This is a genomic window from Agathobacter rectalis ATCC 33656 (genome assembly GCF_000020605.1).
Lineage (GTDB): Bacteria > Bacillota > Clostridia > Lachnospirales > Lachnospiraceae > Roseburia > Roseburia rectalis.
The window spans coordinates 3,317,121-3,342,431 of the sequence record NC_012781.1 but is presented as its reverse complement, the minus strand read 5'-3'; the positions used below and the strand labels follow the sequence as shown (position 1 = coordinate 3,342,431).

At 42.3% G+C, this 25,311-nt stretch carries 14 protein-coding genes; all 14 read left to right on the top strand.

Going from position 1 to position 25,311, the window contains the following annotated elements:
* Positions 1 to 22: 22 nt before the first annotated feature.
* Positions 23 to 6,352, top strand: coding sequence for a SpaA isopeptide-forming pilin-related protein (locus EUBREC_RS15905; protein WP_012744291.1), 6,330 nt, complete (start codon positions 23 to 25; stop codon positions 6,350 to 6,352).
* Positions 6,353 to 6,439: 87 nt separating this feature from the next.
* Complete coding sequence (locus EUBREC_RS17850) at positions 6,440 to 6,580, top strand: hypothetical protein (RefSeq protein WP_012744289.1); 141 nt, start codon at positions 6,440 to 6,442, stop codon at positions 6,578 to 6,580.
* Between the two features lie 6 nt (positions 6,581 to 6,586).
* Positions 6,587 to 7,675 carry a DUF5688 family protein gene (locus EUBREC_RS15900; RefSeq protein WP_012744288.1) on the top strand — a complete coding sequence of 363 codons (1,089 nt, stop codon included), beginning with the start codon at positions 6,587 to 6,589 and terminating at the stop codon, positions 7,673 to 7,675.
* A gap of 76 nt (positions 7,676 to 7,751) precedes the next feature.
* Positions 7,752 to 8,060 (top strand): hypothetical protein, encoded by a 309-nt coding sequence (locus tag EUBREC_RS15895; RefSeq protein ID WP_023922639.1) that lies wholly within the window; start codon positions 7,752 to 7,754, stop codon positions 8,058 to 8,060.
* A 3-nt stretch (positions 8,061 to 8,063) separates the two neighbouring features.
* Positions 8,064 to 15,746, top strand: coding sequence for a DEAD/DEAH box helicase family protein (locus EUBREC_RS15890; protein ID WP_012744286.1), 7,683 nt, complete (start codon positions 8,064 to 8,066; stop codon positions 15,744 to 15,746).
* A 76-nt stretch (positions 15,747 to 15,822) separates the two neighbouring features.
* Positions 15,823 to 18,579 (top strand): YodL domain-containing protein, encoded by a 2,757-nt coding sequence (locus EUBREC_RS15885; RefSeq protein ID WP_012744285.1) that lies wholly within the window; start codon positions 15,823 to 15,825, stop codon positions 18,577 to 18,579.
* Positions 18,580 to 18,878: 299 nt separating this feature from the next.
* A complete protein-coding gene (locus EUBREC_RS15880) occupies positions 18,879 to 19,085 on the top strand; it encodes a hypothetical protein (protein WP_012744284.1) in 207 nt (68 codons plus the stop codon).
* Positions 19,063 to 20,253: a CHAP domain-containing protein gene (locus EUBREC_RS18485; protein ID WP_008703824.1), complete on the top strand. Its 1,191-nt coding sequence runs from the start codon at positions 19,063 to 19,065 to the stop codon at positions 20,251 to 20,253. The genes EUBREC_RS15880 and EUBREC_RS18485 overlap by 23 nt, the downstream gene beginning before the upstream one ends.
* Before the next feature lie 158 nt (positions 20,254 to 20,411).
* Complete coding sequence (locus EUBREC_RS15870; protein ID WP_008703822.1) at positions 20,412 to 20,624, top strand: helix-turn-helix domain-containing protein; 213 nt, start codon at positions 20,412 to 20,414, stop codon at positions 20,622 to 20,624.
* A gap of 5 nt (positions 20,625 to 20,629) precedes the next feature.
* The gene (vanR, locus tag EUBREC_RS15865) at positions 20,630 to 21,331 is read left to right on the top strand and encodes a VanR-ABDEGLN family response regulator transcription factor (RefSeq protein ID WP_004853366.1); all 702 of its coding nucleotides are present in this window, start codon (positions 20,630 to 20,632) and stop codon (positions 21,329 to 21,331) included.
* Complete coding sequence (locus EUBREC_RS15860) at positions 21,318 to 22,403, top strand: sensor histidine kinase (RefSeq protein ID WP_008703821.1); 1,086 nt, start codon at positions 21,318 to 21,320, stop codon at positions 22,401 to 22,403. Before vanR ends, EUBREC_RS15860 begins: the two co-directional genes overlap by 14 nt.
* A 134-nt stretch (positions 22,404 to 22,537) precedes the next feature.
* Entirely contained in the window at positions 22,538 to 23,395 is an 858-nt protein-coding gene (locus EUBREC_RS15855) for a hypothetical protein (protein ID WP_012744283.1), read from the top strand.
* Positions 23,396 to 23,399: 4 nt separating this feature from the next.
* Positions 23,400 to 24,113 carry an ABC transporter ATP-binding protein gene (locus EUBREC_RS15850; RefSeq protein ID WP_004853372.1) on the top strand — a complete coding sequence of 238 codons (714 nt, stop codon included), beginning with the start codon at positions 23,400 to 23,402 and terminating at the stop codon, positions 24,111 to 24,113.
* The gene (locus EUBREC_RS15845; protein WP_012744282.1) at positions 24,103 to 25,287 is read left to right on the top strand and encodes an ABC transporter permease; all 1,185 of its coding nucleotides are present in this window, start codon (positions 24,103 to 24,105) and stop codon (positions 25,285 to 25,287) included. The genes EUBREC_RS15850 and EUBREC_RS15845 overlap by 11 nt, the downstream gene beginning before the upstream one ends.
* Positions 25,288 to 25,311: the final 24 nt, after the last annotated feature.

Sequence of the window (25,311 nt, the reverse complement as noted above, 5' to 3'; positions counted from 1 at the left end):
ATATGAAAGAGAGGACCTTAGCATGAAGAAAAAAGGTAATTTTAGAAAAGTAGTATCTGGCTTGCTGGCAGGCATGACAATGCTTAGTACAGTGCTATCTCCGATGACGGCATATGCAGCGGAGATCCAGCCAGAGGAGAAACCTCCACTTTATGAGGAAGTGAAAGACCTTCTGGATGAAGATGAGGTGGTGACTGCCAAAGATTATGAAATCGAAACAGGCAGTGTATTTAATGTGAAATCAGATTATACCGGACTGGAAATCAAGGATGATAACAAGGTTAAAGTCACATTTGAGGAAGCAAAGAATGATAAGAATGAGGATTTTACGACAGATCATGCGGACACTTACAAAGCGGTCTATTATGTGGAACCGGTAAATCAGGAGCATCCGAAGTACCAGATCAGCCGAAAGCTGATTGTGCGTGAGAAAGAAACAGAAGTGCAGACAGAAACTGCAGGGAGTGAAGCAGTAACCGAATCAGAAACAGCTGGCAGTGAACAGCAGACAGAGGAAACGGAGAATTCAGAAGCAGACTCGGAATTGCTTCCAACAGAGGAAGTGACGGAAAGCGAGATAGAAGAATTTGATTCTCAGGCAAGCGAACTATTACCGGATATGGAAGAAGATACTGAAAATACAACGGATTCGGAAACAGGTCTTACAGTATCGGATGCAATGGAGCAGGCGGAAGAGGAAGGAATTGATTTATACGCCATGGAAGCTGGTGAAACAGTCACTTTTATGGCAAAGACAAGTGCAAGAAGTGTACAGAAAGTATCTGTTACAAGAGGAACTCTGTATCGTTATGCGGATTATGGTTATGGTTCTTATCTTACCTATCAGTATACGGTTCAGTTTGGAAATGTATCTGCGACTGCTTACTGTGTACAGCCATCAAAACCGGGACCAGGAACAGGTAATTACACGATTAGTAAAGTCGGAGATGGAAAAACATTAGCTAAGGTATGTTATTACGGAACCAAGGCAGCAGGAGATGAAGGATTCTTTACAGAAGAGAATGGTTATGGAAATCTTAGTGCTGGAGCAAAATTCATTCTTGTTCATCTGGCGGCTTCTTATGCTAATGGAAGTGGCGACGCTTTTTCCGGAGCGAATAGTACAGCCAAGAATTTAGCAATGAAATTGTATAATTATTGTGTTTCACAGCCAGAAATACCGGATGTAGCAATGTCATTTTCTGATGGAGATGTAAAAGCTTATGTGGATGGCAATTCACAGAGAACCAAAGATATTACATTCAAAGCAGATAAGCTACAGACAATTACGATGAAGCTTCCGTCTGGTGTGAAACTTCATAATCTAAGCACAGGCACAACAAGTAAAGCTGGTGCAAGTGTAGAAATTTGCGGAGGAACAAAGTTTTATCTTTCTGCACCACTGACACAGGTGAGTGACGTGGCACAGAGCTGGTCTTCTACAATGAAGGGAAGTATTACAAAAGATTACTCTGCTTATAAAATCACCACCGGATCTGACACGCAGGATCTTGCGTTGGTATTTGGTGAAGGTGTGACAGATGAAAAATATATTGATTTCAAAGTGTCTTGGATTGAACAGGCTACGATCGAAATCGTAAAGAAAGACGATACAGCGGATGTCAATCTTGCAGGTGCAGTATTCGGTGTATACAGCGATGAGGCATGTACAAAGCTGATCACTCAGATGCCGGCAACAGATAAGAATGGAAAATCCTCTGTTACGATCATCAAGACACAGGATACCGTTTATCTGAAAGAGATCACAGCGCCACAGGGATATGTAGTAAATGCAACGGCAACAAATGTGAAACTGGTAGCAAGTAAGACCTCGGCTGTGACCGTGGAAAACAAGGAGCAGCTGGCAGAGCTTACCATTTACAAAGAAGGTCAGGTTCTTATCGGTGCAGAAGTCAGTGAGAGTGGAACCGTATTCCAGTATGAGAACCGCAGACAGAAAAATGCAGTATATAACGTGTATGCCGGAGCGGATATCGTAACTGCTTATGGCACAAAAGTGTACAGCAAAGGTGACTTGGTAAAAGAAAATCTGACAACAGGTGAGAATGGTTCTGTCACACTGAAAAACCTGCATCTTGGAACCTATGTGGTAAAAGAAGCAAAAGCACCGGACAATTTCTATAACGGCAGCGAAGAAAAGCCAGTGACTCTGACCTATGCCGGACAGAATAAAGAAGTTGTATTTGCAGATGTGACTTTTAACAACGAGAGACAGAAAGCAGATGTTTCCGTAGTAAAACAGGATAAAGACATCAAGAAACCACTGAATGGCGGTATTTTTGCTCTGTATGCATCCGATGATATTAGAAATGCAGACGGAACCGTTGTTGTGAAAAAAGGAACACTGATTGAGAAAGCAACTACTGGAGCAGATGGGAATGCAAAATTCACAGCGGATCTTCCGATTGGATATTCCTATTTTGTAAAAGAAGATCAGGCACCGGAAGGCTATGTAAGAAATACAGAAGATGTGTATACGTTCAAGTTTTCTTACACCAATGATAAAGAAGCAACCGTATCATTTGCCCATACCTTCAGCAATGACCGTGTGACAGCAAAGATCAATTTATTCAAAGTTGATAAAGAAACAGGAAAAGCAGTACCGCAGGGAGATGCCACACTGAAAGGTGCAGTTTATGGTCTGTATGCCCGTGAAGATATCGTGCATCCGGACGGAGCAACTGGAACTATTTATAAAGCAGGAGAACAGGTAGCTTCTCTTACAACAGATGACAAAGGACAGGCTTCTGTAAATGGCTTGTATCTTGGCAAATATTATATCAAAGAGATTACACCTCCGACCGGATACCTGGCAGATACAGAAGAGCATGATCTTACGTGCAGTTATGAAGGAGATATGACATCAGAAGTAAAAAGAGAGTGCACTTCCAGTGAGCAGGTCATCAAGCAGCCATTCCAGATCATTAAAGCAGCCAACAATGGAAAGACCGATGCAGATCTGTTATCCGGAGCTGGATTTACAGTTTATCTGAAATCTTCCCTTACAAAGAAAGCAGATGGAAGTTATGATTTTGATTCTGCAAAACCAGTAGTGAGTGGAGAAAATGGAGCAACTGAGATTTTCACAGATGAAAAAGGGTATGCCTGCAGTATTCCATTACCATTTGGAAGCTATATCGTGCGTGAGACAACAACACCGCACAACTACAAGCCAGTCGATGATTTTGAAGTGAATATCACAGAGCATCATCCAAATGAGCCACAGATCTGGCGAGTGCTTCTGGATGAAGAGTTTAAGGCAAAACTGAAAATCGTGAAAAAAGACGATGAAACAAAGAAATCCGTCCTGATTGCAGGAACAGAATTTAAAGTGTACGACTTGGACAACAAGAAGTATGTGGAACAGGTAACAACTTACCCAGTGACAACAACCCATAAGTCCTATTTTACGGACAGCCAGGGATATCTGATCATGCCGAAGAATCTGAAGATCGGACATTACCGCATTGAGGAAGTCAACGCACCGGAAGGGTACACAATCAACAAGAACTATGTAGAGATTGCGGTGGATGCAAACACAGCATACCAGATGGATTCTGAGAGCGGAGATGCCATTATTACGGTAGATTACGAGAACCATCCGGTAAAAGGAAAGCTGACGATCTATAAAAAAGGTGAAATGCTGACCGGATTCAAAAAGGATTTTGTTTATGAAGAAAGATACCTGAAGGGTGCGGAATTTAATGTCTATGCAGCTGAAAATATCTATACACCGGATTATCAGAAAGATGAAAACGGAAACAGACAGCTGATCTATGCAAAAGATGCACTGGTAACAACGGTAAAGACTGGAGAAAACGGAAAAGCAGTTGCAGAGAATCTGCCGCTTGGTTCTTACTATGTAGTAGAAAAGACTGCACCGGAAGGATTCGTACTGAACCATGACAGATCAGAAGTCGCATTTGTCTATGCCAATCAGGATACACCTGTGATCGAACAGGAAGTGACTGTTGGCGATGACCGACAGAAAGTTACAATCCAGGTAGAAAAACAGGATGCAGAAAATGGTGCAACCGTAGCTGGAGCTGTCTTTGGTATCTTTAACAAAGCGGATATTAAGGCGGATGGAAAAGTGATCGTGAAAGCAGACACACTCTTACAGGAAATGACTTCTGATAACGATGGACTTGCAGCATGTACGCTGGATCTGCCACTTGGACAGTATTATGTGAAGGAGTTAAAAGCACCGGCGGGATTTGTATCCTCTGATGAAGTTCTGAATCTGGATGCTTCTTACCAGGGACAGGATGTGAAGACAGTAAAACTGAAAACTGTGAAAAAGAACCAGCTGACAACAGTAGAAATCACGAAATCTGATGTAACAACAGGTGTGGAGCTGGATGGGGCAAAACTCACCGTTCTTGATAAAGAAGGAAATGTTGTGGATCAGTGGACGTCTGTAAAAGATCAGCCACATGTGATCAAACGCCTGACAGTTGGAGAGGAATACACTCTTCGTGAGGAAATGGCACCTTATGGATATCTGAAAGCAACGGATGTGAAGTTCACTCTGGAAGATACCGCAGAGATTCAGAAAGTAGAGATGAAAGATGAAGTACCGACAGGACTTCTGATCATCAACAAAAATGGAGAGTTTTTGGATAAGGTAACACTTTTGGATCATGTAAAAGGTACCGTGGAGCATCTTTTTGAGTATGTAACCGGAAGCCTTACAGATGTGACGTTCGATGTATTTGCTGCGGAAGATATCAAAGCGGCAGATGGTGTCAGTGAAGATTATTTCAAAACCGATGAAAAAGTGGGAACCATTACCACAGATTCCAATGGTATTGCACAGATGGGAGATCTCCCGGCTGGAAAATACTATGTGAAGGAAGTAAAAACAGCCCATGGTTATGTGCTGGACAAAGAGCCGAGATATGTTGACCTTTCCTACCGTGATCAGGACACACCAGTCATCACTTATGATGAGAAATGGCAGAATGCCCGTCAGAAAGTAAAGGTTACGGTTCTGAAGAAAGAAAAAGATACAGAACGTGTCCTTGCAGGTGGTGTCTTCGGTCTTTATACCAGTGAAAATATCAAAAATGCAAAGGGCGAGGTACTCCTTGAGAAAGACAGTCTGATTGAGCAGCGAGTAACGGATGAAAAAGGACAGATTACTTTTACGGCAGATCTTCCAGTAGATGGAAAATACTATGTGAAAGAAATCTTTGCGCCGGACGGATTTATTACAACAGATGAAGTACAGGAATTTACCTTTGAATATGCCGGAGAAGACCAGGCAGAAGTAAGCTACGACTTTATTTTTGAGAATCAGCCAACTACAGTGGAGCTGACCAAAACAGACCTGACAACAGGAAAAGAACTTCCAGGTGCACACCTGAAAGTAACGGATTCAGATGGCAATACAGTAGATGAATGGACTTCTACGGAAGAATCCCATGTGATCAAAGAACTGGTTGTTGGTAAGGAGTACACCATGACAGAGACAAAACCAGCAGATGGATATGTCACTGCAGAAAGTATTACTTTCACAGTAGAGAATACAGCAGAGGTTCAGAAGCATGAGATGAAAGATGATGTGACAAAAGTGCAGATCAGTAAGACGGATATCACAGGAGAAACGGAGATTCCAGGTGCAAAACTGACGGTTCTTGACAAAGACGATCAGGTAGTAGAGAGCTGGACTTCCACAGAGGAAGCACACTATATCGAAAAACTTCCAATCGGTAAATATACCTTACGTGAAGAGCAGGCACCGAAAGGATATCTTCTGACATCTGATGTAACATTTGAGGTGAAGGATACCGGAGAAATTCAGAAAGTAGCTATGAAAGATGATACTGCCAAGGGAAAAGTGATTCTCAATAAGGCAGATAAATCGTCAGGAGAACCGCTGAAAGGGGTAGAATTTGAACTCCGTGACAGCAAAGGAAAGGTTCTGGAAACCTTAAAGACAGATGCTGCCGGTCATGCAGAAAGTAAGCTGTATGAGATTGCCACATTTAAGAACGGCAAATATGATACCGCTATCAAGTATTATCTGGTGGAAACAAAGACACTGGACGGATACACGCTGGATCAGACCAAGCATGAAGTGACATTTGCTTATGCAGATGACAGTACACCGGTTGTAGAAGTTACCTTTAATCTGACAAATGAGAAACCGGAAGTTCCGGAAACACCGAACACACCGGATACACCACAGTCCCATGAAGAGACGAAGGTATCAAATGCACCGAAAACAGGTGACAGCACGAATATCTGGCTGCCGATCCTGCTTCTTGTGATCTCCACAGGAGGTATGGCAGGACTTTATATCAGTAGAAAAAGGAAAACCAAATAAGGAAACTAAAACCAACGGTTATGATTGGGAGCCTCTATGTGAGGCTCCCTTTTTCATACAAAAAATCACAGAAAGGAACAGAAAACTATGATGAAAGCAATGGAAAAAAGACAGGAAGCACGAAAAAACCAGGAGAAAACAGTAAAGAGAATGATGGCTTATCAGAAGAAAGCTGAGCAGATGGTCAACAGAAAAAGAATGAACCATCACATGATCAGAAAGGGGTAAAAGCGTATGATGAACAGAAAAGAATTTTATGAATATGTCAAAGACAATGTAAAGGAGTATCTGCCAGAGTCTTACAGGGACGCAGAAATTAAACTTCAGGAAGTAGAAAAAAACAATGGACTGAAGCTTACTGGCATTACAATTCCAAATGGGAATCAGAGAATCGTACCGACAGTCTATCTGGATTCCCTCTACCAGGAATATATCAATGGGAAAGATGTAGATTCTTGTGTTGGGGATGTAGCTGATATGCGTATTGAAGCACAGGGTAAAGCAGAATTTTTTGATATGGGAGTTCCGGATATTCTTGATTATGAAAAGATGAAGGACAAATTACAGATGAGAATTTGTGACAAAGAATGGAATACCGATCGTTTGGCAGACAAAGTAGTCACAGAACACGGAGATTTTGCAGCTTATTATGCAGTAAATCTGGAGGAAAATGGAGAGGGAATCAGCAGTATTCCAGTAACTGTTTCTCTGATGAACGAATGGGGAGTATCTGTCGAACAGATTCAGGCAGATGCGATGATGGCAGATAAGAACAGAGGCGTGCAACTGGTGGATATGACACAGATTATCGAATCTATGATTTTTGGAGGAACACCGAAGAATCTTTTGAATGAAAAACTGGATATGGAAACTGTGGAGAATCCAATGTTCTGCCTTACCAATGAATCTAAGATGAATGGAGCTTCCCTGTTACTGCAGGAAGATATTCGAAAACAGATTGGGGAATGCCTGGGAAGTGATTACTTTGTCATCCCATCTTCCGTTCATGAAGTGCTGATTCTCCCGGATAACGGTATTTTACAGGTTCCAGAATTAAATGCGATGGTACAGGAAGTCAATGAGACACAAGTGGAAAGACAGGAACAGCTTTCTGATAAGGTTCAGTTCTGTGACAAAAAGACCGCAGTATTGGAAAATGCTGAGCGCAGGGAAGCACGTCTGGAGAAAGAAAAAGTAGCCGAAAAAGCGGAAGTAAAAGGTGGAATCCATGGAAGATTGGAGAAAGCTAAGGCAGAAATCAAGGCAAAAGGGACGGATACAATCCCAAAGAGTAAGGCGAGAGATCTTGCTACAGCATTATAAAGTGAAAAGAAAACGATGGCTTATGGGGACTGTGCAGAGCAGTCCCCAATTTTTTGAAGTTGGAGGAGAAAAGAATATGGATTGGTGTTTATATGGTGAAGACAAAAGGAGGGAAATTGATAGAGATTTAAAACCGGAATATCTTTTGGATGATTTACGGAGATATCAGGATGTATTTGGCGAAGAGTTTGGTGTGAAAGAACTTCTTATGCTGGAGGATATCAGGGTAAAGGCTATGATTGCCGGAGCACTTGCAGATATGCCGGAATTTCTTGTTGATCAGATTGGAAAAGCAAATAATAGCAGTAGCTTTCCTTCCGTGACAAGGGCAATGGAACGGATTGCCGATGTTGTAGAAGAAAAGTGGGAAGAAGAAAGGGAGTAACAGATGGCAAATAAATTATATGCAATGGAGCAGCTGACGGAGGAAGTGGCAAAGGACGTTTCCGCTAATCCGCAGGAGTGGATACGTTTTCTAAATACTGCATCCAGGCTGTACCGGTACACTTTTCCGGAACAGCTCTTGATCTATGCACAGCGTCCGGGAGCAACAGCGGTGGCTTCCATGGAAATCTGGAACCAGAAGATGTACCGATGGATTAAAAAGGGTTCCAAAGGAATTGCCCTGATAGATAACACATCCGGACCAAAAACGAAGTTACGATATGTTTTTGATGTGCAGGATACTTATAAGGTAAAAAATCTTGGCAGAGATCCACAGTTATGGAACCTTAATCCGGAAGGAGAACAACTGGTGGCAGATTATCTGCAGGAACAGCTTGCACTGGAAACAACAGAGGGAGGCTTGCCAGAGGTTCTTCACCAGGCGGCAGAAGAAAGTGTGCAGGCCTGGCTACCGGATGCTTTCGATGAATTGCAAATGGATGTATCAGGTACTTTTCTGGAAGATTTGGACGAGCAGAATCAGAAAGTGGAGTTCCGGGAATTGATGACAAACAGTGTCTGGTATGTATTACTGAACCGATGTGGACTGGATGTACAGGAATATCTGGATGCAGAGGATTTTCGGCATATTACGGATTTTAACCAGTTAAAGGTTATGGGACATCTTGGAAGTTCTGTGAATGAGATCAGCAGACCGGTATTGATGCAGATTGGACGATATGTATTGGATGATCTGGAAAAAGATCTGAAAACGGTTGCAAAAGAAAAGAAAGTAGCTTATAATAAATTTAACACGTTAATTCGTGAAAGTGAAACAAAGAACACAGAAGATAGAGAAAAAAATAAGGAGGAAACAGAGCATGAGAGAGATCACTTACAGCCAGAACGGAGAGTATCAGATTCCAGATATCAGCCTGGAAGAGACAAGAGGAACAATCGGGAAGTACGGAATGATGAGGAAAGAGTATCTGAGAAATTACAAGGTAGCCAGGTTCAACATTCTGACACTGCAGAACCGTCTGGACAGTCATCTGATGGAGATCGACAGTCAGGCAAGACAGAGAGTAGACAACCTGATGAACGAACTTCTAGAGAAAGATCCGGCACCAGACAAGATGGCAGACACAATGGCATGGACCAGACACATGAACCAGATCAAAGCACAGGCAGAGGAACTGGTGATCCAGGAGATTATTTACAGTTAAGCCTGTTCCCAACAGAAGAGGAACAGTTTGGAGAAATAAGGAAAGCGGCAGCTGCATTAGAACAGCCGGCCGCTTTTCTTATTTCCGATGAAGTAGTCGATCATATCCTTCGCACAGGTAGTGGGCAGAAAAATACACTGTTTCATATTACTGCAAGATTGATCGAAGGTCTGGACAATGAAGAAATGCAAAGCTTCCTGAAAGATGAATATGGCACCGGAGGAAAAGGATTTACCATAGATAATCAGAAAATCAGTATCTGGTACGACAACGATGGTATCCGTATCCGGCGAGGTGACTCTGCAAGAAGAAACTTTGACCGTATCGTTACGTGGGAAGAAGCTGCTGACAGGATCCGGGATATGTATGAGGAGGGAAATTACGTTGATAATCTTATCTCCAATAATGCTATCGAGCAGGAACAGAAAGAAATGACAGATCTTCTGGCACTTCATTTCCGAGATACAAATAGAAATACGGAAGAATACCGGTCTTATACGGATTGGCAGGATACCATTCGGAACGCTTGGACAGATCCAGAAGGAAAAAAAGAAATCTATCAGCAGTTTGAATGGTTACAAGCGGATATGAATGAAAATCCGAGTAATTATCATCGTTGGGAAATTCAGCACAATCCAGTATATTCTCAGCGTTTTCGTGACCTTCAGAGAGATTTCTCCTGGGTGGATCAACAATTTAAAGTAGAACGTCTAGGGCTTTCCTTTATCACACAGGATGAAATTGATGCAGTGTTAAGAAGAGGTGGCATTACTGCCGGAGGACGTAACCGGATTTACGAATATTTCATGGAACATTATGATATGAAAGATGCAGCTGAGTTCCTGAAAAATGAATATGGAACAGGTGGTTCTTCACCCGGAATACCAGGAGCAGGTGCTTCCGACGCATCACATGATGCAAAAGGATTAAAACTTGCAAAAGGAAAAATTGGCAATCCAGAAGTAGAAGTTCTATTAAAGTGGAATAAGGTTGCAGAACGTGTCCGCCAGTTAATCCGCACAGATGATTATTTGTCATCGGAGGAAATGGAAAAGTACGAAGAGCGACAGGAAGCACAAAAACTGGCAGACTTGGAAGAAGCACAGCAGATGTTAGGAGAACAACAGGAGCAGGATACTTTAACCGCTGAAGATATAACTGATTTGCAATTAGTTGATTCAGAATATATGTCTGGTACCAGAACAACAATTCATGATTTTGATTGCAAAGTTAAGGGAGAAGAGAATCAACTTCAATACACATTAGAATATCATGATGATGGAGAAGGTTTCACGATTCATACGGAAAAAGATGATATTTGGAATCGAATGTCAACACAAGAATTGGAACGTCTGGATGTAAAACTTGGACAAGAAGTACTTTATTATCATTATCACAACAAAACAGTAAATGCGGATACCCTAGATAAATTACGGGAAATCAGGGAAGAAATAATGGAGGAAGAGTCCTCGTATTTCACTGCTATTTCTAATCGTGTGTGGACAGATTATGATAAAAAAGAAAAAGAATTATCTGGAGAAGTTGAGGTATCGGAAGAAAAAGAATCTTTGGAAGAGATTAACGGAATATCAGAACCGATTCCAGCAACGAACTTCCGCATCACAGATGATGAGCTTGGGCAGGGGACAGCAAAAGAAAAGTTCCGTGCCAATATCATGGCTATCCAGCTGTTAAAGAAATGTGAGGATGAGAACCGTAATGCGACACCAGAGGAACAGGAAATCTTATCCCGATACGTTGGCTGGGGAGGTCTTGCAGATGCATTTGATGAAACAAAAGCTGCATGGGAGACAGAATATCTGGAATTAAAGACGGTTCTTACACCAGAGGAATATGCGGCAGCCAGAGCTTCCACCTTAAATGCTCATTATACACAGCCGATTGTGATTGACAGTATGTATCAGGTGTTGGAGAATCTGGGATTTACAAAGGGAAATATCCTGGAGCCATCTATGGGAGTCGGGAACTTTTTTGGAATGCTTCCGGAGAATCTAAACCAGTCCAAACTTTATGGTGTGGAATTGGACAGCATCAGCGGCAGAATTGCAAAGCTGCTCTATCCTGATGCCAATATTCAGATCAAAGGTTTTGAGAAGACAGATTATCCCAATGATTTCTTTGACGTGACAATCGGAAATGTGCCATTTGGTGCATACAAGGTCAATGACCGTCAGTATGATCGCTTCAATTTCATGATTCATGATTACTTTCTTGCCAAAACGATAGATCAGTTACGTCCAGGTGGTGTGGCTGCTCTGATCACAACAAAGGGAACTATGGACAAGGCATCACCAGAAGTTCGAAAATATCTGGCAGAGAGGGCAGATCTGTTGGGAGCAATCCGACTGCCCAACACAGCTTTTAAGGCAAATGCAGGAACAGAAGTCAGTGCTGATATTTTGTTTTTCCAGAAGCGTGACAGCATGACAAAAGAGATGCCGGAGTGGGTGAATCTTGGAAGTGATACCAATGGAATTACAGTCAACCAGTATTTTGCAGACCATCCTGAAATGATTCTGGGTGAGATGAAAGAAGTATCGGGTCCATATGGTATGGAAACAACCTGTATGCCGATAGAAGGTGCTGACCTTGAACTCCAGCTTGCAGAAGCGGTCAAGAACATTCATGGAAGCATGGTATCGGCAGTAGATGTGGAAACAGAACTGGATGAGATGCCAGAGAGTATTCCGGCAGATCCGAATGTCAGAAATTACAGCTATACGGTGGTAGATGATCAGGTATATTACCGTGTCAACTCTTTGATGAATCAGGTGAAAATGCCTGCCGCCACTGCAGAACGTGTGAAAGGCATGGTTGCAATCCGTGATACTGTTCGTGAATTGATCGCCATGCAGATGGAGGAATTTGTAGCAGACGAAGAAATCCAGAAACAGCAGGAGAAACTGAATCAGGTATATGATACCTACACAGCAAAGTATGGAGTCATTGGAAGTAATGCTAACAAACGTGCATTTTCTGATGACTCTTCTTATTGTCTGCTGTGTTCACTGGAAGACTTGAATGAAGATGGAACGCTGAAACGAAAAGCGGACATGTTTACTAAGCGAACCATTAAAAAGGCGGTCGCTGTGACAAGCGTTGAGACAGCCACAGAAGCACTTGCATTGTCTCTTAACGAAAGGGCAAAGGTAGACCTTCCTTATATGGCAAAGCTGACTGGAAAGACCGAAGAGAAAATCACAGAAGAACTGGTTGGAGTTATCTTTAAGAATCCACTGACAGACCAGTGGGAAAGCGGAGATGAATATCTGTCCGGAAATGTCAGGGATAAATTAAATACTGCGAGAACCTTTGCAGAGAATCGTCCGGAATTTACACCGAATGTCCGTGCATTAGAGGCAGTTCAGCCGAGAAATCTGGAAGCGTCTGAGATTGAGGTGCGTGTTGGAGCTACATGGATTGAGCCTTCGGATTATCAGGCTTTTATGGTGGAACTGCTTCATACCCCGTGGTATCTTGCACAGAAGGAAATACAGGTAAAATACTCTGAGGTCAATGGTGAATGGCGTATTACTGGAAAAAATGCAGATAGTCCAAGGAATGCGTTTGCCTATGCAACGTATGGAACTGAGAGAGCAAATGCCTATAAGATTCTGGAAGATACCCTGAACCTGAAAGATGTCCGCATTTATGATAAGAGTGTCAATGAGAATGGTGATGAAATCCGTGTCCTCAATAAGAAAGAAACCATGCTGGCATCACAGAAGCAGGATGCCATGAAAGCAGCATTTAAGGATTGGATTTTTAAAGATCAGCAGAGGCGTGAAAGACTGGTAAAAGTTTACAATGAACGATTTAACAGTATCCGTCCCCGTGAATATGATGGCAGTCATTTGACTTTCCCAGGAATGAATCCGGAAATAGAGCTTCGCCCGCATCAGAAAAATGCTGTTGCACATCAGCTTTACGGAGAGAATGTGCTTCTGGCTCATGTAGTAGGAGCTGGGAAGACTTACGAGATGGTAGCGGCTGCAATGGAGAGCAAACGTCTGGGATTATCACAGAAGAATTTATTTGTCGTGCCGAATCATCTGACAGAGCAGTGGGGAGCAGAATTCCTGCAGTTATATCCGGGAGCCAATATCCTGGTAGCAACCAAGAAAGATTTTGAACCGGCGAACCGGAAAAAGTTCTGTGCCAGAATCGCTATGGGAAATTACGATGCTATTATTATTGGTCATTCCCAGTTTGAGCGTATACCAATCTCTGATGAGAGGCAGGAAGCTATGCTGCGGAAGCAGATTGATGATCTGGAAATGGCGATTCAGAGTGCAAGGTATGAACAGGATGGCGGACGTTATACCGTCAAACAGATTGAAAAAACCAGAAAGACACTGCAGACAAGGCTGGAAAAGCTGAATCAGAAAGAAAAAAAAGATCAGGTAGTTACGTTTGAAGAACTGGGAGTAGATCACTTGTATGTAGATGAAGCACACAGCTATAAAAATGCGTTTCTCTATACAAAAATGAGGAATGTAGCCGGGATTGCACAGAACGAAGCACAGAAGTCGGCAGATATGTTCAATAAATGTCAGTATCTGGATGAGATTACTGGAGGAAAAGGCATTACTTTTGCCACGGGCACACCAATCAGCAATAGTATGACGGAATTATATGTTATGCAGCGATATCTGCAGAACAGTAAATTACAAAATATGGGACTTGGACTGTTTGATTCCTGGGCTTCCACTTTTGGAGAAGTTGTCACGAGCATCGAACTTGCTCCCGAAGGAACAGGATATCGTGCAAAGTCCAGATTTGCACGGTTTTATAATATCCCGGAACTGATGAATATGTTCAAGGAGATTGCAGATATCAAGACTTCCGATCAGTTAAAGCTTCCTGTGCCGGAAGCAGAATATGAAACAGTGGTGCTGAAACCAACGGAACAGCAGAAAGAAATCGTAGAAAGCCTTGGAGAACGTGCGGAAGTTGTCAGAAATGGCGGAGTAGATGCCGCGGTTGATAATATGCTGAAAATCACCAATGATGGAAGAAAGTTAGCATTGGATCAGCGTTTAGTGAACGAATTATTGCCAGACAATCCGGAAAGCAAGATATCAGTCTGTGCAGAGAAAAGCTATGAAATCTGGAAAGACACAGCAGCACAGAAATCAGCACAATTGATTTTCTGTGATTTGAGTACACCGAAAGGCGATGGCAGTTTTAATGTCTACGACGACCTGAAACGGAAACTGATGGAAAAAGGAGTGCCGGAAAAAGAGATTGCTTTTATTCATGATGCAAATACAGAAGCAAAGAAGACGGAGCTGTTTGGAAAAGTGAAATCCGGACAGGTTCGTTTTTTGATTGGTTCTACAGCAAAGATGGGTGCAGGAACCAATGTGCAGGATCGTCTGATTGCGTTGCATCATCTGGATATTGGCTGGAAACCATCTGACTTGGAACAGAGGGAAGGACGTATTATCCGTCAGGGAAACCATAATAAAAAGGTTCATATCTTCCGGTATGTAACTGAATCCACATTTGACAGCTACATGTGGCAGTTGATTGAGAACAAGCAGAAATTCATTTCTCAGATTATGACCAGCAAAGCACCTGTGCGAAGCTGTGAAGATGTAGACGAAGCGGCACTTTCCTATGCAGAGGTCAAAGCTCTTGCAACCGGAAATCCGGCAGTAAAAGAGAAGATGGCATTGGATGTTGATGTGGCAAAATTAAAACTTTTAAAAGCCAACCACATGAATAACCAGTATCGACTGGAAGATGATATTGCAAGGAATTTTCCACAACAGATTGCAAAACTGACAGAGATCATTGACAGCTACAAGGCAGACATCGCTCATTTTTCTGAGTACAAAATCACAGATCCAGAGCAGTTTTCTATGGAAATCAGTGGCAAAGTGTTCACAGAAAAGAAAGAGGCAGGAGCGGCTCTTCTGGCGGTCTGCAAAGAAATTAAGTCTGTGGATGCAGCTATGGATATTGGAAGCTATCAGGGATTTAACATGAGAATCCAATTCGACAGTTGGAGCAAAGAGTTTATCCTGTCTGTAAAGCATGAATCGGTAGCTAAAGTTCGATTGGGAGCCGATGCTCTAGGAAATATCACTCGTATCAATAATCTTTTAGAAAGTTATCCGGAGAAACTGGCAGAAGCAGAACAACGGCTGGAAACGGTACAGGAGCAGATGACAAACGCCAAAGAGGAAGTCGGGAAGCCATTTCCAAAAGAAGAGGAACTGAACCAAAAACTGGAGCGACTGTCAGAGTTAAATGCACTTCTCAATATGGATGAACGGGAAGATACAGAAACAGAGCAGTCGGAATCAAAAGAGAAAGAAGAAAGACCGGCACGAGGTTCTATCCATGAGAAACTGCAGATTTATAAGGAAAAGAGTCAGCGGGAAAGTGAAACTGGCAAGGAAACCAGAAAACGGGACTTCGGTCTGGAATAAAGAGGAAAGATGGCATAATTTGGTAGAAGAAGGTTCTGTCGGTTATGCCATTTTTTAGAACACAGGAGGAATTTATATGGCAAGAAACAGGATAACGGGTAGAGAAACACAGAAAATGCAGGAATACACGCAGGGACAGATCAGTCAGGCAGAGCGTAGAGGCATAGAATTTCCAACAAATGTAAAAGAACAGCTTTTTGAATATGCGAATCTGATCGGTGAGGAAGAGAAAGTTAGGACTCTGGTAAGAAATCTAGCAGATGCAGTGATCCAGGCAGATGAAGAAGGGGTAGAGGATCTACTGGATGATGCAAGAATGGATATTCAGGATCTACCAGATCCAACCATAGGTAAGCTGGAATTACGTGATTATGGATATACAGCAGAAGACATGGTGCCGCTTAGAAAAGAAGCAGCTTTGGATTATCACAGAATGGGTTCTAAGATTTATTGCCTGGGCAGCGATGGCAGCAAGGGAGAGTATGCAAGTAAAGAAATGATACAGGCGCATGAAGGTCTGTTTGGCATGGAATCGCAGATGTGGGAACGGATAGAGGAGAATGACCTGGATTATGCCGATGAAGATTTTGGAGCATTTCAGGAGCCTATGAGTGTCATTGAGCAGGAAGAAGCACTGAAATTATACGATGCCGGAGCAGATATCTATCTGATCACTAATTTTTCATCACCAATGTATGTCACGGAACGCATGGAAATTGAACGAGGACCGGAGCATTATCAGATGTCTATGACAGAACTGGAGCGTTTCCGTAACCTGGAATGGGAAATGCAGAAATATCCGCAGATTCAGTCTTTGAAAGAGGCAAACCTGTTGTTAGGAACAAGGCGAACCTTTGGTATTTATCAGATCAAGGACGATTCACCGGGCGAAAACTATGCATTTATGAATATGCGCTTTATTGAAAGTCATGGTATGCAGATAAAAAAAGAAGATTATAAGCTGGTCTATGTTGGGGAATTATCGGGAAATATGTCACTGGATGATATTTTTGAAAGGTTCAACATTGATAGACCGGAAGATTTCCGTGGGCATTCCCTGTCTGTCAGTGATATCATAGTTCTGAATGACGGGGAAAAAGTAACCGCTCATTTTGTAGACAGTATCAGTTTTGAACAGCTGGATTCTTTCCTGAATCTGGAAGAACAGGTTCTTAGTGAACTGGCATATGAGGTAGGAGAACGTTACTTTGCTATTCAGAGAACAGAAGAAGGATATGATTATTCGTTTTACGATGAAGATTTTCGTCTGATGGATGGTGGCGTCTATGAAAATGATCAAATTTCTATTGAAGAAGCGGCAGAGGAACTTCTGGAAGACGAAGGCTGGACTGGAGAACGCATCCGTGGAGATTATGATCAGTTGATGGAAAAAGTAGAAGAAATGGATGAAGTTGTAATGGCAGAGATTCAGAAAAGCCAGGGCGAATATAAGCCTTTGGCAAAGGTGGAGGAACTGGAAGAGGCGAATTATAACATGATTGATAACGTCCTTAATAATATGCCACCGAAGAAAGAGCCTTATCTGGAATATTTCGCCACAGAATGTGATGAGTTCCATGATATGGGAGCTTATGAAAAAAGTACCGATGTTAATCAGATTGCTGCGGTCTATGAAAAATATAGGGAGAATCCTAAAACTGCGTATCTGGGATGCTCAATGGGAATTATTTATCGTGATCCGGAAGACAGTTACTATGATGAAGCCGAATTTGCGATCGTTAAAGGGAATACCGTATTCGGAAATCTGATGGATGATGTTCGATTTTATGGAGAACTTGCACTGGTACGGGAAGGGATCGAGAAAATTCATGAAGCATTGCCGGACTACAAGTATGTACCGATGAGGGATGTTCGAGAAGCAATGTATCCTGAGAAAATGACCACAGAACAGCTGGCAGAGGCACTGGATGAGATTGCAGAAGCTTTTGATCCGTATGAGTATCGAGATAATGTGGAGAGGGGAGAAAATACGGTGCAGGAAGTAATGCTGGATTTGAGAAGTGGAAATATTCATTCCTATATTTCATATCTGAAGGATATTGTAGACGAAGAATGCGATCTGTCTGTTCGTGCAGGAGTATTGATTGAAAGACTGAAAGCCTATGAACCTGAACTTCCAAAGGATATGGAACCAATGGTGTATGTAAACTATTGTGAAGAAAGTGATCTCATGAATCCAAGATGTCAGAAGCTGTCTGAGCTGGATGCAAAAACAGCAGAAATGGATAAAGAATGGTATGCAAAACGTGATCCGAAGACAGAGGAACCTACAAAAATTGCAAAGATATATGTGACTGTATATTATGCGGAAAAAGGTGAACAGATGCTGCATCATTTTAAGAAGTCAATGGATATTGGAAATGGACATGGCGGTATTGTGAGTCAGTTGAAGTATGATAATGAAATGAAGCTTACAGATGAGTATTGGATCAATTACCAGAAAGGCAAAGGAAGTGAAGAGTTCCAAAAGTATATGGAAGATCTGACAGACATGCAGAATCATGTGCTTCCGTATCTGCAGAGTTTTTGCAATCTGGAGGAAAAAGGTGTGAAGGAGAGACGAGAACAGCAGATAGCAGAAAGATATGAAGGAAGAGCAGATGAGAGGGTAACAAGTACCGAAGCGAATGAAGTTGTTAAGGATGTAGGAAAAACAGATAGAAAACCGGCACAGCAGAAGCAGGCGGTAGATGGAAAAGATAAGAAATTATCCATTCATGAACGGCTTGAGATCAATAAGAGGATTATTCAAGAAAAGCAGGGAAAAGATAAAACGGAGAGAGGAGTTGATTTGGGTGTAAGGACAGTGTAGAATAAGCAGAACGAGTCGGAGGTCATGGATGATAACGTGGCTTCCGGCTTTATTGCGTATTGTCGGAAGAATTATAAATGGTATAATGAATGTAAATGCGATAAAAGAATGTCGCCTGTTATGCGACTTCCAAATGAGAAAAGTGTGTTATTCTGAGATCAAACAAGAGGCTAATAGAGTCAGGAGGGTGACATTATGAGTAAAAAAGGATATAGCAGACCAGGATTCTTTGGATCCATAAACCATTATGATGCAAACGGAAAAAAGTAGGCGAGAGCAGACCAGGATTCTTTGGTGGTATGAACGACTATGATGCAAATGGAAAGAAAATCGGACATAGTTCGCCTTCCTTTTTTGGTGGTATGAATCATTATGACAATAACGGGCATAAAGTAGGTGAGAGTCGACCAGGATTCTTTGGCGGTTTAAACCATTATGATGACAAGGGGCATAAGCGGGGGCATAGCAATCCAGGATTTTTAGGTGGATTCAATCATTACGGTTAAAACTGCACAGAGAGCAGCACAAGCGGCAAGGGCTGCGGCAAAAGCCGCCGTGGTTACGGTAAAGGCGATTGCCAAAGCGACCGCACTTGCCATTAAAGCGATTATTGCCGGAACGAAAGCCTTGATTGCCGCTATCGCCGCAGGCGGCTGGGTGGCGGTTTTGGTTATTATCGTGATTTGCCTGATTGGTATGATCCTCGGCTCAGTATTTGGCATTTTCTTCTCAGACGAAGATTCCGGCACTGGAATGAGTATGCAGACCGTTGTGCAGGAAATCAATACCGAATACGATACCAAGCTGCAAGAGGAAAAGAACTCGGTATCCTATGATGTTCTTGAAATGAGTGGCAGCAGAGCCGTTTGGAAAGAGGTGCTTGCCGTTTACTCTGTAAAAACGAATACGGATCAAGATAACCCCCAAGAGGTTGCCACAATGGACGATGGCAAAAAGCAACTCTTAAAAGACATCTTTTGGGAGATGAATCAAATATCTTCCCGAACAGAGAGCAAGACCGAAACAGTTATTACCGAAACCGATGACGGACACGGTAATATCGTGGAAACTGAAAGCACGGTCACACAAACCTATCTGTATATTACCGTCAGCCACAAGACTGCCGAGGAAATGGCGGCGCAATATGGTTTTAACGAAGAACAGAAAGGCTACCTCGCTGAACTGCTTGCAGATGAAAACAATTACCTTTGGTCACAGGTGCTTTACGGCATTACAGGCGGCGACGGACAGATCGTGACCGTTGCACTCTCTCTGGTTGGCAATGTGGGCGGTCAGCCGTATTGGTCGTGGTACGGTTTTAACTCCCGTGTAGAATGGTGTGCTTGCTTTGTATCTTGGTGTGCCAACGAGTGCGGCTATATCGACGCTGGAGTTATCCCAAAATATGCAGGCTGTGTCAACGGAGTACAATGGTTTAAGGATCGTGGACAATGGCTGGATGGCAGCGCCGAGCCTGCCCCCGGAATGATTATTTTCTTCGATTGGGCAGACGAAAGTGGTCAGGATGGATTATCCGACCATACGGGTATTGTTCAAAAGGTCGAAAACGGCAAGGTTTATACGGTCGAGGGCAACTCCGGCGACAGTTGCCGAGTCAATGAGTATTCTATCGGTTATTACGAGATTCTTGGCTACGGCGCACCTGCCTATTAAAATACACAAGCCGCCTGCATTTTGCAGGCGGTTGGATTACATATCAGAAAGATATTGTGCCGGTTTGAGAACTAAAAGTCTCAAAATACAGACTTAATAATTGCGATTTCACTCTCAAAGTGCTATAATACAAACTATATTTGGGTGGAGGTGCGGAAATGAAAGTACGGTACAACAAACTTTGGAAACTTCTGATTGACAAGGGAATGAAAAAGAGTCAATTACGAGAAGCGGTCGGGGCAAGCAAAAGTACATTTGCGAAACTCGGAAAAAATGAAAATGTTACCCTTCCCGTGCTGTTGAATATATGCGAATACTTAGAGTGTGATTTTGGCGACATAATGGAAGCCGTACCCGAAAATGAGGTGTAGGATCAATGAACAAGAAGATTTTAATTGTGGATGACGAAAAAGAAATCGTTGATCTGCTTGAAGTGTATTTGAGTAACGATGGTTATTCAGTATATAAATGTTATAATGGGTTAGAGGCGATGAAATGTATCAAACAGTCGCAGATTGATTTAGCGATACTTGATATTATGCTGCCGGATATTGATGGTTTTCGACTTTGCCAAAAAATTCGGGAAAAGTTTTACTTCCCTATTATTATGCTTACCGCCAAAATTGAGGATAGCGACAAGATTATGGGGCTTACGATTGGTGCGGATGATTATATAACGAAACCGTTTAATCCTTTAGAGGTTGTGGCAAGAGTAAAGACGCAATTAAGGCGTTATCAGAGCTATAACAGTCCTAATTTGAGCCAATCCGAAGAAAAAGACGAGTATGACATCAGAGGTCTACTGATAAACAGAGTCAGCCACAAGTGCTACTTGTATGGCAAAGAAATAGCCTTGACTCCGTTGGAGTTTTCTATTCTGTGGTATCTGTGCGAACATCAGGGTAAAGTTGTCGCCTCGGAGGAATTATTTGAAGCCGTGTGGAAAGAAAAGTATCTTCGCAACAGTAACAATACGGTAATGGCGCACATTGGGCGGCTTCGGGAAAAATTGAATGAACCTTCAAAAAATCCGAAGTTCATTAAAACTGTTTGGGGGGTAGGGTATGAAATTGAATAAAAAAGAAAAAAACTATCTGCTCTCTACCTTGTTCAAAGGGTATGTAATTCAATGTGCGATTTGCTCTGTGCTTATTTTTGGCGGTACTTTTCTTTTAGGAATTATGGCAGAGGAAATTCTCCGCAAGTATGTTTTGTATTATTACTTGTATTACAGAACAGTATATCTTTATATAGTGGCTGTAATCGTGTGGGGTGGCTGTATTATATACATGACATACCTACTTTTGAAAAAAGTAGTCGCCTATGTGTACGAGGTACAGGCTGCGACAGGAAAAATGTTCGATCAGAATGTCAGTTACATTGAAATGTCCCCGGAGTTGAGTGAAATCGCCGCTAACATCAATCAGTTAAAACAAGAGGCTGAAAGTAATGCAAGGCTTGCAAAAGAAAATGAGCAGCGAAAAAATGACCTGATTATGTATCTTGCACACGATTTGAAAACACCGCTTTCTTCTGTAATCGGGTATCTTACTTTACTGCGTGATGAGTCGCAAATCTCAAAGGAACTTCGAGAAAAGTACCTTTCAATCACTCTTGGTAAGGCAGAACGGTTAGAGGATCTGATTAACGAGTTTTTCGAGATAACACGATTCAATATATACGATATTACATTACAATACACGAAAATCAATTTAACTCGCCTGCTGGAGCAACTTGTATATGAATTTAAGCCTATGCTCAAATCAAAGAATTTGCAATGTAATCTTTGTGTTGATGATGATATAATGCTTCGATGTGACGCAGACAAAATTCAGCGTGTTTTTGATAACCTTTTGAGAAATGCGGTTATCTACAGTTTTGAAAATACGGATATCACGATCAGCGCACAATGTCAGGAAGATACGGTCAGCATTATTTTTTGTAACCACGGCGATACTCTGCCGGAAGAAAAGTTAAACAGGATTTTCGAGCAGTTTTATCGGCTTGACGCAGCGAGAAGTACAAGCAGTGGAGGAGCTGGATTAGGTTTGGCGATTGCAAAGCAGATTGTTGAACTACACAATGGTACAATCGTTGCAGAGAGCCAAGAGGATCAAAACAAGTTTTCAATTACTTTGCCGTTGGCGTAGGAAAATTGTAAGAATTTGCATAGAAAAAAAGAGGAATACCTTACGAGCAATCAAGAAAATACGGGCTTCTGTTTTGGTACAATAAAAGTATCAAGATAGAGGCTCGTATTTTTTGTGATACAGCATAAGGAGGAATGATGAAGTTGCTAAGAAAACAAATGCTGCTATGTTCTATTTTGTTTCTTGTATTTACGCTATCTGCCTGCTCTGCAATTGGGCAGACAGACGAAAACAATCTTACAGATAGCGCAACATCCGCAGAAAAAACGGTATCAGTTGTACGAGGGACAATTACTCCAACCGTTTCAACGCAAACGACTATTGTTCCGGCAGTACCGTTTATTATTTCCTCACCCGAAAATGGCATATTTAATACAGCGGTAGAATTAGAAGAAAAAATCACTGCCGGGCAAATTATTGGAACTGTGAACGGCAAAGAATTGAAATCTCCGGTGGATGGTACAATTACCTCTATTGCCCCATCCAATGAAAGCGTACCGAGTAATTATCCCGTAGCGATAGTGCATTATACAGGATTTGCCCTCAATGTAGAGGCAGATAATTTTTTGAGTACCTTACCGGAGTATGCAGAGTTGAAAGCAAAATTTCAAGTATATGATGGTGTAGGACCAACCGATATGATTGCCGTGGTGTCGCCTGCCGCAGATGAAAATGCGTTTACGGGAATCGTGCCGCAAGAGGGCATTCTGCAATGCTTGATCAGTCAAACAGTCGATGTGAAATCGGGGCAAAGTGCAACGGTAGTCATAACGGCGACAACGAGAAATGATGTCCTTATATTGCCGCTGTCGGTAATAGCGGGTAGACAAGGGACGGGATTGGTTACTGTAATTACTCCGAATGGAGAAAGAGTGGAAACAAAAGTGACATTGGGTGTGACAGACGGAGCCAATATAGAAATACTGTACGGCTTAGAGGAGGGCGATGTAGTTTCTGCTACTCCGCCAAACCTTGATCCGAGGGGGATTTGATAAAATGAAAGGAATTTCCGAAAAGACTTTAATCAAAATAAAGGATTTGAAAGCAAGCGTCAAATTGAATAATGGCGATATGCTGACAACAGTAACCAACGCTAATATGGAATTGCAACGAGGGCGCAGTTATGCCATTGTCGGAAAGTCCGGCTCAGGCAAAACAAGCCTTATATCCATTATTGGCTTGTTAAATCGGGAATATGAGGGCGAGTACCTTTATGATGGTATATCTATTTCTGCTTTGAAAGACCGTGATCTGTCTATACTGCGAGCCAATAATATCGGATTTGTATTTCAGAACTACTCTCTGATTAAGCACTTGCGGGTATGGGAAAATATCGAATTACCCCTACTCTATGCCAAAAAGTCGTTTACCGCCAAACAGCGTCACGAGATAATTACAGGCTTGCTAAAAAGTGTCGGCTTAGAAAGCAAGGAAAATGATTACCCAATCAATTTGTCCGGCGGTGAACAACAAAGAGTTGCAATCGCAAGGGCGCTTGCAGTATCTCCGGAAGCCATTTTATGTGATGAGCCTACGGGAGCGTTGGATAAAAAGACGGGAACGCAGATTATGGAACTGTTGCACAGCGTCGTAAAAGAAAATGGAATTATGCTGCTGTTGGTTACGCACGATCCTGATATTGCAGATACCTGTGATACGATTTTTGAAATGGATGGAGGGAGGATAACTTGTGCTAAAAATGATACTTAAAGACCTTCGTCTGTCTCCACTTAGAAGTATTCTGACAAGTGTTTCAATGCTTGTAGGCATTATCGCAATGCTTGGATCGGTATTAGTTGGTACGCTTGGACGGGAGTATTTGATTTCCGTAAACGCACAGGTATATGGCTGGTCACCTACTTACTCATTCGTGATAACGGAATCCGATTTTCACGATAGAAATAAAATGGAACAATTATTCCAGAGATTTGAAGCCATTGATGATGTAGCCGCTGTTACTTTTTCTATGGGAGAAGATATTCGATTTGCACCAATGAAAGATTTAACGCCAATACCGCCGAATGATGTTTACCAAAACCTGATGGCTTTTGATTTAGTTTGCACCACGGAGGCATATAGTCAAGTCTATAATCTTCCAATGACATCCGGTAGATGGTTAGAGCCTTCGAGTGAGGGCGGCTCGCTTGAAGTGGTCATAAACAAAGAAGCTAAAAACTATTTTAATGATTCGCCCTATGCTGCAGGAAATGTAAAAAGCACACTTTCGTTAACCCCATTCAATATTGTCGGAGTAGTAAACGATGGCAGGGATTTTCCGACTATCTATGCGGATTCTGCGGCGATCCTCAATTTCGCACCAGCAATGTGGCAAGTACAAAATGCAAATGTGTATTGGCATCCCACAACAGGACTGACAATCGAACAGATACATTCTGCCCTTGGCGACATTTTGACTGATACCATTGGCGGTTACTGGGAAAGTGCTGGGCGGAGTGATATTGGAGATACCTATGATTCGGTATTGTCCATACTGCAATTAGGGCTTTTGGTTACTTCGCTTTTGTTGCTGTTTGTTTCCGTATTAGGGCAGATCAATATCGGACTATCTTCATTGGAACAGCGCACACATGAGTTGCTGATCCGCAGAGCGATAGGTGCTTCACGAACAAATATTGTGGCATTGGTTTTAGGCTCACAGTTGATTTTATCAATATTCGTTTGCCTTGCAGCTATTTTGATTTCGCTGATTTTGGTGCATTGTATTGGAGCGTTGCTCCCTGTGGATTCCCCGGTGGGAACACCGAGTTATCCAATCAGCGTTGCTGTTGTTGCAGTTGCTGTGTCTGTGCTTACAGCATTATTGGGCGGATTATTACCAGCATTGAAAGCAGCAAAATTAGAGCCTGCATTGGCTCTTAGATAATAAAACTCAATTCAAGGAGGAAAC

Coding starts and splice junctions, on each gene's coding strand:
- EUBREC_RS17850 (WP_012744289.1), top strand. CDS start 6,440: ATGATGAAAGCAATGGAAAAAAGACAGGAAGCACGAAAAAACCAGGAG.
- vanR (WP_004853366.1), top strand. CDS start 20,630: ATGAACAAGAAGATTTTAATTGTGGATGACGAAAAAGAAATCGTTGAT.
- EUBREC_RS15880 (WP_012744284.1), top strand. CDS start 18,879: ATGAACGACTATGATGCAAATGGAAAGAAAATCGGACATAGTTCGCCT.
- EUBREC_RS15900 (WP_012744288.1), top strand. CDS start 6,587: ATGATGAACAGAAAAGAATTTTATGAATATGTCAAAGACAATGTAAAG.
- EUBREC_RS15870 (WP_008703822.1), top strand. CDS start 20,412: ATGAAAGTACGGTACAACAAACTTTGGAAACTTCTGATTGACAAGGGA.
- EUBREC_RS15855 (WP_012744283.1), top strand. CDS start 22,538: ATGATGAAGTTGCTAAGAAAACAAATGCTGCTATGTTCTATTTTGTTT.
- EUBREC_RS15860 (WP_008703821.1), top strand. CDS start 21,318: ATGAAATTGAATAAAAAAGAAAAAAACTATCTGCTCTCTACCTTGTTC.
- EUBREC_RS15890 (WP_012744286.1), top strand. CDS start 8,064: ATGGCAAATAAATTATATGCAATGGAGCAGCTGACGGAGGAAGTGGCA.
- EUBREC_RS15850 (WP_004853372.1), top strand. CDS start 23,400: ATGAAAGGAATTTCCGAAAAGACTTTAATCAAAATAAAGGATTTGAAA.
- EUBREC_RS15895 (WP_023922639.1), top strand. CDS start 7,752: ATGGATTGGTGTTTATATGGTGAAGACAAAAGGAGGGAAATTGATAGA.
- EUBREC_RS15885 (WP_012744285.1), top strand. CDS start 15,823: ATGGCAAGAAACAGGATAACGGGTAGAGAAACACAGAAAATGCAGGAA.
- EUBREC_RS15845 (WP_012744282.1), top strand. CDS start 24,103: ATGATACTTAAAGACCTTCGTCTGTCTCCACTTAGAAGTATTCTGACA.
- EUBREC_RS15905 (WP_012744291.1), top strand. CDS start 23: ATGAAGAAAAAAGGTAATTTTAGAAAAGTAGTATCTGGCTTGCTGGCA.